The sequence below is a fragment of the Massilia mucilaginosa genome (genome assembly GCF_011682145.1).
In the GTDB taxonomy this organism is placed as follows: Bacteria; Pseudomonadota; Gammaproteobacteria; order Burkholderiales; family Burkholderiaceae_D; genus Telluria_A; species Telluria_A mucilaginosa.
In genome coordinates this window covers 35,154-52,391 of the sequence record NZ_WHJH01000050.1, presented here as the reverse complement: position 1 = coordinate 52,391, position 17,238 = coordinate 35,154, and the positions used below count along the sequence as shown (strand labels likewise).

The window sequence follows — 17,238 nt, the reverse complement described above, 5'->3', positions numbered from 1 at the left end:
GCCGCTTTACCCTGCCCCGTTCAATTGGGTAGGGCGCCTATTGCCCACAATAGGATAATTCGAACCGAGCGGCGTCGAGAGCGACAATTCGGAATTGCGGATGACGTTTATGAAACATCCAGGCTAGTGTCCCGAGTCAGAAATTCGTCGAATAAATATGGCGATAATCGCGCCGATACCGCGTCACAAATGCTCGCCAGGCATTTGCCTGTCTGCGCTTTGTTCCTTGTCTCGGTGCGATTTCGCCATATTTAATCATCAACGAATTCCAACTCGGGACACTAGTGTGGTTGTTTTGCACGGTTCTCGGCGTTGTCATAAAAATATCTTGAGGGATCGCGTGGTTTTCAGCTAGAGTTTCAAGCCGGAAATTTCCGCCTTTACCCACACCGAGGTCTGACATGTATCGAACGCTGAGCGCTTGCGCGCACAAACTCCCCGTGCTATCCGGCGCCGCCGCCATGTTGCTGGCGCTGGCGGCGCTGCCGTCCGGCGCAGCGGCGGCCGACCTGGCCTTGTCCGCCTGCGCGGCGCAAGTCTATCCGGCCGAGGCCCTGCGCTACCGCATGGAGGGCGTAAGCCGGGTCCAGCTGGTACCGGGCAAGAAGGTGCGCGTGGCCGGCGTGGTTGGCGAGAGCGGCTACGCGGTGCTCGACAGCGCCTCGGTGGCGCTGGCGACCACGTGCACGGTCCCGGCCACCAGTCCCGACGGCACGCCGTGGGTGCTCAGCGTGCCGTGGAAGCTGCCCGCCGAAAAGGGCGCGTACACGCCGGCGCGGCTGGCTGTCGAGTTTTGCTCGCGCAGCAATAAACTGATCCGGTTTCCCGAGCTGGACGGGCTGGCGCCGAACATGACCGTGCGCGTGCTGGTGGGCGCCGACGGTGCGCCGTCCGCGCCGAAAATTGAACTGTCGAGCGGCGAGCCGCTGGCCGACCAGCAGGCGCTCGAGATGGTTGCGCAATGCCGGTTCGGACGCGCCACGCTCGACGGCGTGGCGGTGCCTGGCGCGGTACTGGTGCCGCTGGCCTTCGACAGTGCCGGCGTGAGCGAGGACAAACTGCGCGCGCTGTACACCTTGCAGACCGATCCGAAGCTGGGGCCGAAGGATTACAAGCTGGCCCAGCTCGATTTCACTACGCAAACCCAGGCGCTGCGGGCAATCGGCGAGCTCAATGGCGGCGCCAAATTCGCCGACTTGATACGCCTGCGTACCAAGCTGCCGGAAGTAATCAAGCGCGCCGGCCAGCTCGGCTGGATGCGGGTGGCGGAGATGGAGAAGGGGATTGCCGAGGCCATCGAGGCGCAGGGCGAGCCCGGCTTGCTGCAGCAGCCCGTGCAGGCGAAGAACGGCCGCTGGCATGTGATCGACATCGAAGAAACGCGCCCGGTCGCAACGGCGAGCTACGAGAAGGTCAAGGCCAGTCTCAAGCGCAAGCTGATCGAGGAACGCGAGGTCGTAGTGCAGCAGCCGCCGCCGATGGCGAAATGATGGCGGCCGAAGGGGCGCTCAGTGCGCCCCTTCGGCCCAGCGCTTACGGCAGCGTTTTCAGGGTCGCCTTGACCGGCGCCGAGAAGTTATAGCCGTCGTAGCGGTCCCAATTGATCGACCAGGTCATCACGCCGCGGAAATCCGGATAGGCCTTGAGCGGCTTGATGGTGCCGCAGTTGAGCAGGCGGGTCAGGCAGTTGAGCGCGTTGTTGACATCGGTCGTGGTGGTAAAGCCCGAACCGGCCGAACTGCGGCCGGACGGCACGCCGAAGCCCACCTGGTCCGGACGCAAGCCGGCAAAAGTATTGCCGCCGTAGGTAAAGCCTTCGATCAGCATCCGGGCGGTGGCCACCAGCTGGTCGGTCGAGCCGGCCTTGATCGGGCCGGTCGCGTACGGCGTATAGATGTCGCCGTTGTTGTAGTACTGCGGATGGAGCACCGTCAGTTCATTGCGCAAGGCGTTGATGATCGGGATGTACGCGCCCCAGATCGAACCGTAGCTGGTAAAGCCACCTTCCACATATACCCATTCCGGCGCCATCGACAGGTAGAAGCCCGAGCCGACCTTGGCTTTCAGGTTCTTGACCGCGATCGGCAGGTAGGTCTGGATCGCCGCGCCCTGGGAGACGCCGTTTTCCAGGTCGATGTCGATGCCGTCGAAGCCGTATTTGACGATGATCGCGTGCAGCGAATTGGTGAAATTGGCCGCTTCGGCGGTCGAACCGACCGAGACGGAACCGTTCTGCCCGCCCAGCGAGAGGATGACCTTTTTGCCCTGGGCTTGCTTGGCTTTGATGTCCGCGATGAACTGCGCTTCGCTGCCGGCGCTCGGGTCGACCGTGAAGCTGACGTTGCCGCCGCCGGCGTTATCGGCAAAGGACACCACGATCACGTCCCAGTCGTTGCTGACCTGGCTGATCGGGAAGGTATTGCCGCTCGGGTTGGCGAAATTGTGCCAGTAGCCGACCAGGGCGTGTTTCGCCAGGCCGGTTGGCGTGGGCGTCGGGGTCGGTGTCGGGGTTGGCGTCGGAGTTGGTGTGGGCGTTGGAGTCGGCGTTGGCGTCGGCGTTGGCGTTGCGCAGCTTCCGCCGGCGCCCCACAGCGTTGGCGAATCCTTCGGATTCCAGTTGGTGCCGACGTAGGCGGTGTGCGTCACCAGCGCCTTGTACGACACGCCAAGATAGCTGACGACTTGTCCGGCGGTGTACGAATTGCCTTCTGCCCACAATGCGCATGCGGCCGGGGTCGGCACCGGCGTGGGTGTCGGGGTTGGTGTTGGCACCGGAGTCGGCGTCGGCGTTGGTGTCGGCGTCGGTGTCGGTGTCGGATCGGCACCACATGAGCCGCTCACGGTCCATGGCTTGCCGGTCCCGCCGGCGCCGTGATTGGTTGACGGATTGGTTCCCTGGGTCCAGTACGCCGCCGTGTAATTGACGCCAGCGAGACTGGCCGATTTGCCGCCTTCATACACGGTTGCGCTGTTCCATTCAGCAAAGCAAACGGACGTTGCCGCCAGCATTTTGCTCTGGGATGACTGCGTGCCGCTGGACTGGCTGGTGCCAGCGCCGCCACATGCCGCGAGCGAACCGCCCAGCAGGCTGACGATGATGCTATGGATGAGTGTCTTGTTCAATTTGGAACTCCTTGTCGAGATGTCGTGCGGCTTAACGATGTTTTATGTGCAATAAAAAGATACCAATATAACACCAGTAATCGGAGGTATGCATACCAAATTGAAAATTATTAATACCAACTTATTACCTCTGGCAAGAGTCGATGCCGAGGGTTATCGCTTGGTGTTGAAATGGGAGATGACTAGCTGACGCACCGGTGCGGGGAGCGCAGCGCTGATGGCGGAGCTTGGGAGGATGTGGTGTGTCGCGCCGGAACCGGCGCTGACGGCCGGTTCCGGATACGCTGGCGCGTACTTGACTTACTTGATGACGGCGATACGCGTGCGCTTGCCGCCTTTGAAGGTGTACAAGGTCAGTTTGCCGTCCTTGACGTCGCCGCGCGCATCGAAGGCGACGGTGCCGGTGATGCCCTGGTAGCTGTTCTTGGCCAGCACCGGCAGGTACACGGCCGGGTCCGACGAGCCGGCCTTCTGCATGGCCGCCACCATGGCCAGCATGGCGTCGTAGGCGTACGGCGCGTAGGTCATCACATCGACGCCGAAACGTTTGCGGTAGGCCGCGCGGAAATCGTCCAGGCCTTTTTGCTGCTGCGGCTCGACCCCGCCCGCTTCGGCGCAGATGACCTGGCCGTCGGCCATGCCTTCGCCGGCCAGCCTCGGCACCGAATCGGAACACATGCCGTCGCCGCCCATGAAGCGCACCGGCATGCCGAGCTGCTTCATCTGGCGCAGCATCGGCCCCGCCACGGCATCCATGCCGCCGAAGAAAATCAGGTCGGGCTTGCTGGCCTTGAACGCGGTGAGGATGGCGTTGAAGTCGGTGGCCTTGTCGGTCGTGAATTGCTGTGCCACGATGCGCGCGCCGCTGGCGGCACCGGACTTTTTGACGTTCTTGACGAACTCGTCCGCCAAGCCCTTGCCGTAGGCGGTGCGGTCGTCGATGACGGCAATCTGCCTGGCCTTGCCGTCCTGTACCGCGTAGCGGGCGAGGGCGGCGCCCAGCTGCTCGTCGTTGGCGATATTTCGAAACGCCGTGTTGAAACCCTGGCGCGTATATTTGGGGTTGCTGGCCGCCGGCGAAATCTGCGGGATGCCGGCATCGTAGTAGATCTTCGAGGCGGGGATGGTGGTGCCCGAGTTCTGGTGCCCGATCACGCCGCGCACCTTGGCATCGACCAGTTTTTGCGCCACGGACGTGCCTTGCTTGGGGTCGCCGCCGTCGTCTTCGGCCAGCAACTCGACGCGGTAGCGTTTGCCGGCAATCGTCACGCCCTTGGCATTCAACTCGTCGACCGCCATGCGCGCGCCGTTTTCATTGTCCTTGCCCAGATGGGCGATGGCGCCCGAGACGGCCGCCACGTGGCCGATCCGGATCACCTCCTGCGCCTGCGCCGCGCCGCCATGCACGCAAGCGAGCACGGCCGCCTGGAGAACCAATCTTGTACTGAACCGCATAACTTTCCTTATTGTTGACGCGGCCCGAGCGCCGCAGATCGGGCAGCATACCATGTAGGAAAGTTACGCGCGCCTGTGGATGTCCACACCCTCAGTCGCGGCTGCCGATCTCGATGCCGCGGCGGCGCAGGCGGTACAGCACCCCCAGGCCGGCCATCGCCAGCACGGCGCCGATCAGGGTCAGCAGCTCGCTGCCGCCGCGCGTGACGACGGGGGCGGCGTTCGAGGCCATGGTGGCGGCGGTCATGCTGCGGTCGTAGGTGGCGCCGATGACCAGCTCGCGGTCGTTGATGGCGTTAGTCAGGTGCAAACCCTGGCCGCCGCGGTGCAAGGTCATCTTGTTGTCGCGCCACACGAAAGACATGCGCTCGGTGCCCACCACCACCGTCCCGACCACGTGGCCGGCGTTGTTGATGTCGGTCGCGAAGCTGTTGTAATTGCCGATCAGCGCGCCCAGGTCGACCATGCGCTTGCCGTCGTGGACGAAGGCGCGCCAGCGGCGGTCGGCGGTTTCGGAGGCGCCGACGACCACGCCTGCGTCGTTGATCCCCATCGCCGAACTCTGGCGTCCACCCAGGGTGCCCAGGTCGACCATGCCGTTCTCGGGCGTGTACAGGAAAGCGTGGCGCAAGCCCTGCTCGTTGGCGGCGGTGCCGGCCACGTGGCGGTGCTTGTTGACGGCGCTGGCGTAGCTGATGTTGCCGCCCAAGGTGCCGAGATCCCGCAACTGCCCGGCGCCATCGTCGATGAAGGCGTGCCAGTCGCCGCCGGGAATGTCGGCAAACCCGACCGCGACGCCATCCTGATTCAGGGCCATGCCGTAACTGCTGGGGCCGCCCAAGGTGCCGATCACGCGCATGCCGCTGTCGCGATGGAACAGGAAGGCGTTCCAGGTGCCGTCCTTGTTGCGCACCGATCCGATGATCTGGCCGCGCTCATTGATGCCGCGCGCGTCGCTGTGCTTGCCGCCGCGCGCGCCGAGGTCGGTGATCTTGCCTTTCTCGAACAAGACCCCGCGCGTGTTGCCGTCGCCATCCTCCAGTACGGCGGCAACCTGTCCGGCGGCGTTCATGTCGTAAGCGATGGTCGATTCGCCCGGCAGCGCGGCGATGCCGAGCGAATGGGGCCGGGCGCTGGCTTCGCCTCCCAGCAGGATCAGGACGGCGAGGCAGGCTGGGAGGGCAGGGCGCATGCGGGATTCCTTTGTCGGTGATGGGCGGCGGAACGTTGTCCGTTGCAAAACGGTCAACGATAAATATACGCCATCATTGCGCAAATGAGGAAAAATTTTTGCTATTTAGTGGTAAATATTTTGCGATCCATTGACGGATGAGCGGCCTCCCGCTGCCGTTGCCCTCTGCTTGGTCGGTTCGCTAGCGGTGCAGCATGGGATGGTTGGCGCTACGCCCGAATCGGTCCCTATCAGAAGAGTTCTTTAACAAATCCCGCGATTGCAGGAAGGAGTTGGGCGAAGAAAACGGGCCTGTGACCCACAGGACGGTTGCGATTCGCCCCTCATTAACAATTTTGTACATTTCGGACCGAATAGAGTGGACCGCCGCATCGATTTTCGCGATGGTCTCGGTTCGTAGTTCCTTGATCTGGGCCGAATGTTCGGACTGCAGTTTGACGATCTGGGCCGACAGTTCGGACTGCACTTTGGCGATCTGGGCCGACAGTTCGAAACGCAGCTCCGCCACATCTCCCTTGGTCGCGCCGTTGGCCTTGATGACGGCGACATCGATCTTGATGGCGGCGACGTCGGCTTCCAGTCGCGCGACACGGGATTCCATGTTTCCATGACCATTCTGTTCGTCGCTCATGTTCATTACATTTCCGGGGGAATTCTTATGATCCGAGTGTTGCTATTGCTTGTTTGATGACGTGCTAGAACAAACTCCTGGATGCGCTAATAACGTCGGGAATAAGCTGGGAGACAAACACTACGGCGGTAAGCCACATGATGATTGATGATTTCATCTCGGAAACGTCTCCTTTCGTGGCGCAAGTGCTCTTCACTACTTCGACGTCCAGCTTCATCACGGCAACATCGGTTCTCAACACAGCGACATCGGTTTTCATCACGGACACGTCAAGCATCATGGATGCGACATTTGCCTCAAGATTCGCAACGCGTTTTTCCATCCCGTCCTGGCTATGTGATTCGTCGCTCATGTTCTGTTTCCTTTCTGTCGATTCAAGACAGTTTTCCTTACCGGGATAAGACGTCTTTCATGGCCCCAAGTTCCCCCGACAGGCATCCCCAATGATGCAGAACAAAAAACCCGCACGCGGCGGGTTTTTGTCTATCTGCACGGTGGCATGCCGGCGAAACGCCGTGTTCTTAGAACGCGTAACGCGCCGTCACCTGCACCGAGCGCGGCGCCCCTGGCAGGTTCAGGTTGCCGTTGCTGCCGTGCCCGGCAACGGTGTACTGGCGGTCGGCCAAATTCATGGCATTGACCTGGAGATCGACCTTGCCCTGGCGATAGTACGCCATGGCATCAAATGTCGCGTAACCGGGCAGCGCCACCGTATTGCCCGGATTGGCAAAGCGCTGGCCCACCGCATTCGCCCCGGCACCCACGCCAAAGCCATTGCCCAGCGACTTGGTCAGCCACACATTGGCGCTGTGAACCGGCGTCAGCGTCGGGCGCTTGCCCTGCACCGGCTGCCCCGCATCGATGGCGACCGACGACACCGCCCGCGCATCCAGGTACGCATAGCCCGACCACAGCTGCCAGCCATCGCCCAGCTTGCCCGCGAAGGTCAGCTCGATGCCGTCGCTGCGCTGGGTGCCGATGGGAATGAGGCGGTTGGTGGTGGGATCGGTGGCCTTGATGTTGGTGCGTTCCAGGCGGAACAGCGACACCGAGGCGGTCGCATTGCCGTCGAACAGGTCGAACTTGGCGCCGACTTCCTTGTTGGTGGTTTCCTCCGGCGCGATCTGGGCGTTGTTGGCGGCCAGCGCGAACGATTCGCCCGACGGCTGGAACGACTTGCTGAAGGACGCGAAGTACGATTGCGTCTCGCCCGGCTGGTACACCAGGCCGGCGCGCGGGCTCCAGGCGCGGTCCACGCGCGACAGATTCGAGTGTCCGGCGCGCCGTTCGAGCGTGCTCTGCTCGAAGCGGTCGAAGCGCACCCCGGCCAGCGCTTTCCATTGCGCCGACAAGCTGGCCATGTCCTGCACGTACGCACTGGCAACCTTCATCACGCCCAGGTTGTCGGTCGACGGCGCCGCGCTGACCGTGAACGGCAGCCTTGGGGCGACCGGATTGAACAGATTGACCTTCGCGATATTGTTCTGGCTGCGGAACAACTGGTCCTTTTCCTGCTTGCCGATCTCGACACCGTACAGCAGCTGGTGGCGCATGCCGGCCAGGTTGACGACTTGCTTGAGCTCGGTCTGGTTGAAGTAGCCGGTCTCATCGCGCAGCACATTGCTGCGGTTGAGCGACGCCGTCAGCGCCTTTTCATCGACCGATCCGGCCAGCGTGTTGTTGCGGTCAAGCGTGTAATTGTAGTGACGGAAGGCGTTGCGCAAGGTCCACGTATCGTTGAAACGGTGGTCCAGGGTGAAACCGAAGGCTTTCACTTCGGCTTCGGAATAGTCGTTCTGCTTGGCGTTGGCCGCGCCGTAATAGGTGCCGGCTGGTACATCGACCGGCTTGCCGCGATACGCGGGCACGCCGAAATCGGTGACGCGCTTGTCGTTCAGGTATTCGGCCTGCAACAGCAGCTTGGTGGCATCGCCGATCTTGAGCGCGACCGACGGCGCGAATGCTTCGCGGTCGAGAAACTGCTGGTCGCGATAGCTGTCGGCGCGTTCGATGGCGCCGGTCACGCGCACCGCCACCGGGCTGGCGCCGTCGGCGCGGGCCACGTCGATGTCGGCGCGGCGCTGGTTCCAGCTGCCGGCCTGCAGGCTGACTTCACTCTTGTTGATGCCGGGCTTCTTGCTGATCCGGTTGATCAGCCCGCCGGACGAGCCGCGCCCGTACAGCACCGAGGCCGGTCCCTTGATGATTTCCACCTGCTCGATGTTGGACAGGTCGCGGAAGTACAGCGCATCGTCGCGCATGCCGTCGACAAACTGGTCGGCAATCGCGGTAAAGCCGCGGATGGTCACCTGGTCGCGCTGGCCGTCGCCGTGCGACAGGCCGATGCCCGGCACCGCCTTGAGCACGTCCTGCAGCGAGCGCGCGCCCTGGTCGCGCAGCACCGACAGCGGCACCACGTTGACCGTTTGCGGAATGTCGCGCAGCGGCGCGTCGATCTTGGTGGCGCTGGTGGCACTGGCCGGGTTGTAGCCGGGTTCCTGGTCGCGCGTGGCGGTAACGGTGATTTCTTTCAGTTCGGTCCGGGCCTGCGCGAAGGCGGGGCTGGACAGGTAGGGAAGTGCCAGCGCGATGATGACGGCCAGCCGTTTCTGTTGCATTGCCATGTTACGTCCTTGTTCTTGTGTTTTACTACGAATGATAATGATTCCCATTCATATTATTGCTGAGCGGCGTAAATATGGCAAATTTATGTGAAGCGCATAGGCTGGCGTCAGAACAGGGTCTGCTGCAAGGTCGTCAGGCTGTGAAAGTCGTCACCCAGGAAGGGCAGGATGGCGTCGGCGATCGGTTGCAGCTGGCGCGTGACGTAGTGGTCGTAGTCGATGCGCGAACGCTGCGTTTCCAGCGGTTCGGGGCCGGCCAGGGTCATCACGTAGCGGATCCAGCCGCCGCGCTGGTATTGCAGCGGGCGCCCGTGCAGGCGGTTGAAGTCGTCGGCCAGGCGCGCCGCGCGCACCGGCGGCGGGGCGGCGCCCTGGTACTCGGCCAGTGGACGGCGGATGCGCTTGCGGTACACCAGCAGGTCGTCGAACTCGCCGCGCACGGTGCTCTCGACGTACTCGCGCACGTAGTCGCGGTACGGTTCGCGCTTGAAGATGCGCAGGTACAGCGCCTGCTGGAATTGCTGCGCCAGCGGGGTCCAGTCGCTGCGCACCGTCTCCAGGCCCTTGAAGACCATCTCTTCACCGCCGTCGGCGCGCCCGGTCAGCCCGGCGTAGCGTTTCTTGCTGCCTTCTTCCGAATTGCGGATGTTGGGCATCAAAAAACGCCGGTAGTGCGTTTCGTACTGGAGTTCGAGGGCGCTGGCCAGGCCGAATTCCTGGCGCAGGTGCTCGGTCCACCAGGCGTTGACGTGAGCCACCAGTGCGCGCCCGATCGCGCCGGCCTGCTCATCGTCGTGCCCGCTTCCCAGCCAGACGAAGGTCGAATCGGTGTCGCCGTAGATCACCTGGTGGCCGCGTTCTTCGATCAGCTCGCGCGTGCGGTGCATGATCTCTTGCCCGCGCAGGGTGATCGAGGATGCCAGGCGCGGATCGAAGAAGCGGCAGCCATCCGAACCGAGCACGCCGTAGAAGGCGTTCATGATGATTTTGAGCGCCTGCGACAAGGGTTTGTTGTGTTCGCGCTTGGCCGCTTCGCGTCCCTCGGCGATCTGGCTGACGATGGCCGGCAGGCAGTGCTTCTCGCGCGAGAAGCGGGCGCCGCGAAAGCCCGGCACGGTGCCGCGTCCAGCGTCGCTGTCGTCGCGCAAGCCTTCGATCAGGCCGACCGGATCGATCAGGAAGGTGCGGATGATCGACGGGTACAGGCTTTTGTAATCGAGCACCAGCACCGAATCGTACAGGCCCGAACGCGAATCCATGACGTAGCCGCCGGGGCTGTTTTCGCCGGCGATATCGCCCAGGTTCGGGGCCACGTAGCCCTGGCGGTGCATGCGCGGCAGGTACAGGTGCTCGAAGGCGGCCACCGAGCCGCCGCCGCTGCGGTCCACCGCCAGCCCGGTCACGCTGGCCCGTTCGAGCAGGAAGGGCAGCAGTTCGGTTTTGTCGAAAATGCGCGTGACCAGCTCGCAGTCCTTCAGGTTGTAGTGCGCCAGCGCCGGCTTGTCTTCGTTGAAGCGGCGCTCGATTTCGGCCATGCGCTGGTAGGGATTGTCGATTGCCTTGCCTTCGCCGAGCAGGGTGCGGCTGACGTTTTCGAGACTGAACGACGAAAAACTCCAGGTCGCCGATTTGAGCGCGTCGATGCCGTCGATGATCAGGCGACCGCAAGCGCCGGCGAAGAAGTGCTGCTGCGAGCCGTGTTCGCGCCACGCCATCGGGCTGCCGTCGCGTCCCAGGCGCAGCGGCACGCCGCAACGCTCGGCATGTTTTTGCAGCACGCGCAGGTCGAACTGCACCACGTTCCAGCCGATGATGGCGTCCGGGTCGTGGGTGGCCAGCCATGCATTGAGGCGTTCGAGCATCTGCGCGTGGCTGTCGCAGTAATCGAGCGCGAAGTCGCGTGGCGCATCGGTTTCGTTGGGCGGGCCGAGCATGTACACCTGGCGCTGGCCGCAGCCTTCTAGCGCGATCGAATACAGCTCGCCGCGCGCGGTGGTTTCGATGTCGAGCGAGACCAGCTTGAGGCGCGGGCGGTAGCCTTGCGCCGGCTTCAACGGACTGTCGGGCGCATCGTGAAACAGGACCGGCGCGGTGATGAAACGCTCCATCAGGTAGCGCTCGGGCGGGCGGATATCGGCCTCGTAGACGTCGATGCCGTATTCGCGCAGGCGCTTGGCCTGGCGGGTCAGCTGGCGGTAGTGCTGGCAGTACAGGCCGAACACGGGCCGCTGGCGGAAGTCGCGCAGCGCGAGCGAGCGCAGTTCGCAGCCTCGTTCGCTCTTCAACAGCGCCGCGACCTGCGTGCGCCACTCCTCGGGAATGAAGGCGACCGAGAGCTGGCCGGTGAGGCGGATATGGCGCGGCCCGGCGTCGGTGGCAAGCCAGAAGACGACCTCTGTGCCTGCGGGCGTATCGCGCCAGTGGCGGGTCAGGATAAACCCCTGCTGCGGTTGATTCAAATGACTACCTCGGAAGCGCTATGCGTGAACGTGCGCCGCGCAGGGGGCGGCCCGCGTATTTTAAGCGATGTGCGCCATGATGAAGGACATGAAATGTTGCGACTGTTGAAACGGTGTTGAGTTATGTATGTTGATCGTTTATCCTTGATCTTCTGAAAATACGCGTTCCTGACGAAATCCCTACTCAATGAAAAGCCACCTTGCCCTGGCCGTCGCTGGTGCTCTCTCCCTCATGGCATGCGACAGCAAGGCCCAGGCGAACGACAAAGAACTCCGCCTCGGTGTGGCGAACTATCTCGACAAGAAGGGGGAGCTTTGCCTGGACCTGACCGAGTGGCCGCTGTCGATTTCCCCTGCCAACATGGAGATGAAAAACGCCGCCCCCGACACGATAGTGGCAAAAATGGAGACATTGACAGCGCTCGGACTGACTGCCGAGGCGCCTGGCGGAGACGACCCGAAAGACACCCGCCCGTTCAAACCGGATGTGGTGGTCAAGCGTTACGTGCTGACCGACGCCGGGAAAAAGCTCTACCGCGAAAAGGAAGTGACAGTCAAGGATTACCGTAGCAAAACCTCGAAGCAGGTCAAGGAAGGCGACCTTTGCTACGCTCAAAAGAAGCTCGATAAAGTCATCGCATGGACCAAGCCGATCAAGACTGGCGAATGGCTGTGGGTGCACGTGACGTATTCGTACAAGGTTGGCCCGGTGGCCGCCTGGGCCAGGAATCCGACACTGTCCGCGGCCTTCCCCGATATCGCGGAAAACCTGCGCCTGGCGGGCACGGAGCAGAAAGTCTACCTCAAACTGGGCAAGCAGGGCTGGGACGAGTATGACATCGGGTTCGACTGAACCAGGCGCGCCGCGCCGGCCAGCGTGCCAGGCGATGCGATGACGCTGACGTTCGCGGCGCTGCCGCTGCGCCTGCTGATGGCGGCCGCGCCCTTGCTGCTGGCTGCCTGCGGCACGCTGGGTGCGGCGGCGCAAACCGAATCCGGCGCCGGCAGCGCGTTTGCCGATGTCTGGGGCCGCTGGGCCGACTCCGGCGGCGACATTGCCGCCGCCGTCACCTGGGAGCGCAAGGTGCAGCCCGGTGTGACCGTGGCCGAGATCGAGGATGCCTTCGCCAGCGTGGCGGCGGAAGAGAACCTGAAGATGGTCGGCAGCCTGCCGCTGTCGGCGGAATTGCAGGCGCGCTCGAACCAGCCGCAGAAGTTCCTCAAGGTGTACTCCTACTGCGACCCCGAGACCGCGCGCGCCATGGTCGATTTCAGCCCGCACATGGCGGCCTTCCTGCCGTGCCGCATCACGGTGCTGGAAAAGGATGACGGCCTGTGGATCTACACCATGAACATGGACATGCTGATCAACATGGGCCGCAAGATGCCGCCCGAACTCAAGCCGCGCGTGACGCGCGTGCGCGACGCCGTCCAGAAGATGCTCGAGCGCGGCGCTCGCGGCGAATTCTGAGGTCCCCGGCCCCCGGTGTGCTGGCCGGCTAGCGGCGCTCGCGCCAGGCGGCATGCGCAACGCCGGGGCGCTCGCTCTTCATGGCGGGCAATTCCGAAGCCGGATCGGCAGGACGATCCCGCCCGGCCTCGTCCCCCGCGCCGGGGGCGGTGCGAAAATACACGAATTTCGCCGCGATACTGGCCAGCACAGCCAGCGTTCCGATCGTTTCCAACAAAGCGTCGAGCATGATGTTCTCCTTTTCGAGAGGTGACTGAATCCGCGCCTCATGCAAACGATAGTAGTCCGCCGGGACCGATCCCACAATCTGGCAATTCCGGTGCTACACTTCGGAAATTCCGAAAGCACGAGACAAACCATGCGCTTTGACCTGACCGATATACGGGTGTTCCTGAGCGTGGTGGAATGCGGCAGCCTGACCCAGGGCGCGCGTGCCATGCACCTGGCGCTGGCATCGGTCAGCGAACGGATTGCCGGGATGGAGGCGGCACTCGGCGCGCCGCTGCTCGAACGCAATCGGCGCGGGGTGCGCGCCACCGCTGCGGGCGAAGCCCTGGTCCGGCACGGGCGCTCGATCGTGGACCAGGTCGAACAGATGCGCGGCGAACTGCGCACCTACGCGACTGGCCTGAAAGGCCGCATCCGGCTGCTGTCGAACACGGCGGCGATGGCGGCATTCCTGCCGCCCCGGCTGTGCCGGTTCCTGGCGGCGTATCCCGACCTGTCGATCGACCTCGAAGAGCGGCCCAGCCTGGAAAGCGTCCAGGCGCTGGTGGACCGGCGCGCCGATCTCGGCATCCTCTCGGACGTGACCGATTTCGGCCCGCTGCAAACGCACCTGATCGCCAGCGACCAGCTGGTTGTCATTGCCAGCCGTTCGCATAGGGTGGCCCGGCAAACGAGCGTGGCCTTTGCCGACCTGCTGGCCGAGCCGATCGTGGGCATGGCCGATACGGCGCTCACCATCCATCTGGCCGAACGCGCGGCGCGCCTGGGCCGCCAGCTCGACTACCGCATCGAGCTGCGCAACCCCGAGCATATCGGCATGCAGGTGGAGGCGGGCATCGGCATTTCGATCGTCTCCGATGTGCTGGCCCGGACCCTGCGCCGCGATCTGGCCATCGTGCCGCTGTCGGAAGCCTGGGCTACACGCCAGCTCTACCTGTGCGCACGCGATTTCTCGGCACTGACCCCGCACGCCCATTTGCTGGCGCAGCAAATGCTGGAGCGCGCGCCCTAGCATCGCCGCCGGCAAGGTGGCCAGGCAGCCCGGCTTCCCGAGTGTTGTTTTCCGCATTGCAACATCGAAATCGCTTGTGCAAGCCGTGCGGATTTGGTTTCATGCGTATATCGGCATTTCTTTACACCTGAAACAAGCATGGATCCAGACCTCGACAGCGAACAGATGAGCGAAGTGTTCGAAGAAGTATCGAACTATTTCGCGCTGCTGTCGGAACCGACCCGGCTCAAGATCCTGCACGCGCTGTGCAACGGCGAACGCACCGTGGGCGCCATCGTCGGCGACATCGGGGCCACGCAGGCGAATGTGTCGCGTCAGCTGAACATGCTGTACCGCGCCCGCATCCTCGGGCGCCGCAAGGAGGGCGCGCAGGTGTATTACCGCATCGAAGACCAGAACACCATCGCCCTGTGCCGCACGGTGTGCAGCCAGATGGCGGAAAAGGTCAAGAACAGCCGCCGCATGGGGCAGGGCGCGATCCAGGGATTCATGGGCGCGGACGCCTGAGGCGGCTGAACGGCAATCATGCCGAACGCACAATATGCGCGCGTGGTTATATGCGTATATGGTCGTATAAGTAAGTAGCATCGGTAGCCGCATGCGGCGCCGTTCAACCAGGCAAGCGAGAGGCAGTGGCAATGACGACTCCGATACGCAAGACCGGCCGCGTGCAGGCCGCCCCCGAGCACTTTCTCGACAGCGCCCTGATCGAGGACATCAACCGCGCCGGCGTCGACGGCGCGCGGCGCGGCTTCCTGCGGCGCAGCTTCCTCGCCGCCGGCGCCGCCATGGGCGCGGGCACGGCCTTGGCCCAGGACAGCGGCGCCGGCGACCCGAACATCCTGGTCCTGCCCGAACATTCGCGCACCCTCGGCAAACCGGTCGCGACCCATCCCTACGGCCAGCCCTCGCAGTACGAGGCCAACCTGCAGCGGCGCGAGTCGCCCGGGCTGACCCGGGTGGGCGCGGCCTCGGTCTCGTTCACGCCCTTGCAGGGGCTGTTCGGCATCATCACCCCGTCCGGGCTGCACTTCGAGCGCCACCACCAGGGCTGGCACGATATCGATCCGGCCAAACACCGTTTCATGATCAATGGCCTGGTGAACAATCCCAAGGTCTACACCATGGACGACCTGATGCGCATGCCCTCGGTGTCGCGCATGCATTTCATCGAGTGCGGCGCCAACACGGCGATGGAGTGGGGCAATGTGGCAGTACCCTCGGTCCAGTATTCGCACGGCATGCTCAGTTGCAGCGAGTTCACCGGCGTGCCGCTCTCGGTCCTGCTTGAGGACTGCGGCGTCGACAAGCGGCGCGCCAAGGTGGTGCTGGCCGAAGGCGCCGACGGCTCGTCCATGACGCGCACCATGTCGCTCGAACGCGCACTCGACGACGTGATCGTGGCCTGGGCCATGAATGGCGAAATGCTGCGCCCGGAACACGGCTACCCCTTGCGCCTGGTGGTGCCCGGCGTGCAGGGCGTGTCCTGGGTCAAATGGCTGCGCCGCATCGAAGTGGGCGACCAGCCCTACGCCACCAAGGACGAGGCGCTGCACTACATCGATGCAATGCCGGACGGCACCTTCCGCCAGTACACCTCGATCCAGGAATGCAAGTCGGTAATCACCACGCCGTCGGCCGGCCAGCGCCTGCAGGGTACCGGTTACTACAACATTACCGGGCTGGCCTGGTCCGGGCGCGGCAAGGTCAAGCGGGTCGACGTTTCGGTCGACGGCGGGCGCAACTGGCGCACGGCGCGCCTGGAAACGCCGCTGCTGTCGAAATGCCTGACCCGTTTCAATATCGACTGGGAGTGGGATGGCACGCCAGCCGTGCTGCAATCGCGCGCCATCGACGAGACCGGCTATGTGCAGCCGAAAATCAATGAACTGCGCGCGGTGCGCGGCACCCGCTCCATTTATCACAACAATGCAATCCAGTCGTGGCAGGTTGCGCAATCGGGCGAGGTGTCGAATGTCCAGGTCTACTAAAGCGGCGCTCGCGCTGGCGCTTGCGGTACTGGTTTTCAACGCCGGCGCCGCCCCGGCAAGCAAGCCGGGGCGCAGCGCAACCGCGCAGGAAGTGGCGGCCTGGGATATCGACGTGCGCCCCGACTTCACCGGCCTGCCCAAGGGCTCGGGCAGCGTGCTGGCCGGGCAGGCGGTGTGGGAAGGCAAGTGCGCGTCCTGCCACGGCACCTTCGGCGAGTCGAACGAGGTGTTCACGCCGCTGATCGGCGGCACCACGGCCGAGGATGTGGCCAAGGGCCGGGTGGCTTCGCTGGTCAACGGGCGCCAGCCGCAAAAGACCACCTTGATGAAGGTGGCCACCGTGTCGACCCTGTGGGATTACATCAACCGCGCCATGCCCTGGACCGCGCCCAAGTCGCTCACCACCGACGAGGTGTATGCGGTGACCGCCTACATGCTCAACCTGGGCGAGGTGGTGGCGGACGACTTCGTGCTGTCGGACCAGACCATGGCGCACGTCCAGCAGCGCATGCCGAACCGCAACGGCATGGTCACCAGCCACGGCTTGTGGGATGTCAAGGGCAAGCCCGACGTGAAAAGCGTGGCGTGCATGAAGAACTGCCCGGTCGAGGCCAGCGTGCGCTCCTCGCTGCCGGAAGCGGCGCGCAATGCGCACGGCAACCTGGCGCAACAGACACGCGGCTTCGGCGCCACCCGTGGCGTCGATACAACCCAGCCCGCTCCCGCGAGCCGCCTGGCATCCGCCGCGCCGGCGCCGGCGCCGGCAGCCGCATCCGCCGACGCGCCCAGCAAGGCGGTCCTGCCGCTGCTTGAACAAAATGCCTGCATGGCCTGCCACGCCGTCGATACCAAGATCGTGGGGCCGAGTTTCAAGGCGGTGCGAGAAAAATATATGGGCGACGGTGCGGCCGCCACCAGGCTGGCGGACAAGGTGAAGAAGGGCAGCAACGGCACCTGGGGCGCGATACCGATGCCGGCCCAGGGTCATCTCAAGGATGCCGATATCGCCGCAATGGTCGGTTGGATTCTAGCAACACCCAAATGAACGGATG

The 17,238-nt window shown here is 63.8% G+C and carries 15 protein-coding genes; 7 read left to right on the top strand and 8 right to left on the bottom strand.

What is annotated here, in order from left to right; all coding sequences use genetic code 11:
- Positions 1-401: 401 nt before the first annotated feature.
- Complete coding sequence (locus tag F2P45_RS27325) at positions 402-1,490, top strand: energy transducer TonB (protein WP_166881366.1); 1,089 nt, start codon at positions 402-404, stop codon at positions 1,488-1,490.
- Positions 1,491-1,533: 43 nt separating this feature from the next.
- On the opposite strand, the gene F2P45_RS36455 is transcribed toward F2P45_RS27325, so the two are convergent.
- From F2P45_RS36455 to F2P45_RS27280, 7 genes are all read right to left on the bottom strand, one after another.
- Positions 1,534-3,123, bottom strand: coding sequence for a chitinase (locus tag F2P45_RS36455; protein ID WP_229505330.1), 1,590 nt, complete (start codon positions 3,121-3,123; stop codon positions 1,534-1,536).
- A gap of 300 nt (positions 3,124-3,423) precedes the next feature.
- The gene (locus F2P45_RS27305; protein WP_166881365.1) at positions 3,424-4,578 is read right to left on the bottom strand and encodes a branched-chain amino acid ABC transporter substrate-binding protein; all 1,155 of its coding nucleotides are present in this window, start codon (positions 4,576-4,578) and stop codon (positions 3,424-3,426) included.
- 91 nt (positions 4,579-4,669) lie between these two features.
- Positions 4,670-5,770: an HAF repeat-containing protein gene (locus F2P45_RS27300; protein WP_166881364.1), complete on the bottom strand. Its 1,101-nt coding sequence runs from the start codon at positions 5,768-5,770 to the stop codon at positions 4,670-4,672.
- 181 nt (positions 5,771-5,951) lie between these two features.
- Positions 5,952-6,407 (bottom strand): hypothetical protein, encoded by a 456-nt coding sequence (locus F2P45_RS27295; RefSeq protein ID WP_166881363.1) that lies wholly within the window; start codon positions 6,405-6,407, stop codon positions 5,952-5,954.
- Positions 6,408-6,465: 58 nt separating this feature from the next.
- Positions 6,466-6,753, bottom strand: a complete 288-nt coding sequence (locus F2P45_RS27290) for a hypothetical protein (RefSeq protein ID WP_166881362.1) — start codon at positions 6,751-6,753, stop codon at positions 6,466-6,468.
- Between the two features lie 169 nt (positions 6,754-6,922).
- Positions 6,923-9,025: a TonB-dependent receptor gene (locus F2P45_RS27285; RefSeq protein WP_166881361.1), complete on the bottom strand. Its 2,103-nt coding sequence runs from the start codon at positions 9,023-9,025 to the stop codon at positions 6,923-6,925.
- Between the two features lie 107 nt (positions 9,026-9,132).
- A complete protein-coding gene (locus F2P45_RS27280) occupies positions 9,133-11,484 on the bottom strand; it encodes a DNA polymerase II (protein WP_166881360.1) in 2,352 nt (783 codons plus the stop codon).
- Positions 11,485-11,671: 187 nt separating this feature from the next.
- On the opposite strand from F2P45_RS27280, the gene F2P45_RS27275 reads away from it, so the two are divergent.
- Both F2P45_RS27275 and F2P45_RS27270 read left to right on the top strand, forming a co-directional pair.
- A complete protein-coding gene (locus F2P45_RS27275; protein ID WP_166881359.1) occupies positions 11,672-12,337 on the top strand; it encodes an SEN1982 family lipoprotein in 666 nt (221 codons plus the stop codon).
- Between the two features lie 39 nt (positions 12,338-12,376).
- A complete protein-coding gene (locus tag F2P45_RS27270; RefSeq protein ID WP_187367236.1) occupies positions 12,377-12,955 on the top strand; it encodes a DUF302 domain-containing protein in 579 nt (192 codons plus the stop codon).
- Between the two features lie 28 nt (positions 12,956-12,983).
- Here F2P45_RS27270 and F2P45_RS27265 read toward each other — a convergent pair whose 3' ends face one another.
- On the bottom strand, positions 12,984-13,184 hold the full coding sequence (locus F2P45_RS27265; protein ID WP_166881358.1) for a hypothetical protein: 201 nt from the start codon (positions 13,182-13,184) through the stop codon (positions 12,984-12,986).
- Positions 13,185-13,313: 129 nt separating this feature from the next.
- Between F2P45_RS27265 and F2P45_RS27260 the strand changes: the two genes are divergently transcribed.
- From F2P45_RS27260 to F2P45_RS27245, 4 genes are all read left to right on the top strand, one after another.
- Entirely contained in the window at positions 13,314-14,195 is an 882-nt protein-coding gene (locus F2P45_RS27260) for a LysR family transcriptional regulator (protein ID WP_166881357.1), read from the top strand.
- A gap of 138 nt (positions 14,196-14,333) precedes the next feature.
- On the top strand, positions 14,334-14,702 hold the full coding sequence (locus tag F2P45_RS27255; RefSeq protein ID WP_229505329.1) for an ArsR/SmtB family transcription factor: 369 nt from the start codon (positions 14,334-14,336) through the stop codon (positions 14,700-14,702).
- A 131-nt stretch (positions 14,703-14,833) separates the two neighbouring features.
- Entirely contained in the window at positions 14,834-16,186 is a 1,353-nt protein-coding gene (gene soxC / locus F2P45_RS27250) for a sulfite dehydrogenase (RefSeq protein WP_166881356.1), read from the top strand.
- Positions 16,170-17,231 carry a c-type cytochrome gene (locus tag F2P45_RS27245; protein WP_166881355.1) on the top strand — a complete coding sequence of 354 codons (1,062 nt, stop codon included), beginning with the start codon at positions 16,170-16,172 and terminating at the stop codon, positions 17,229-17,231. The genes soxC and F2P45_RS27245 overlap by 17 nt, the downstream gene beginning before the upstream one ends.
- Positions 17,232-17,238 lie beyond the last annotated feature (7 nt).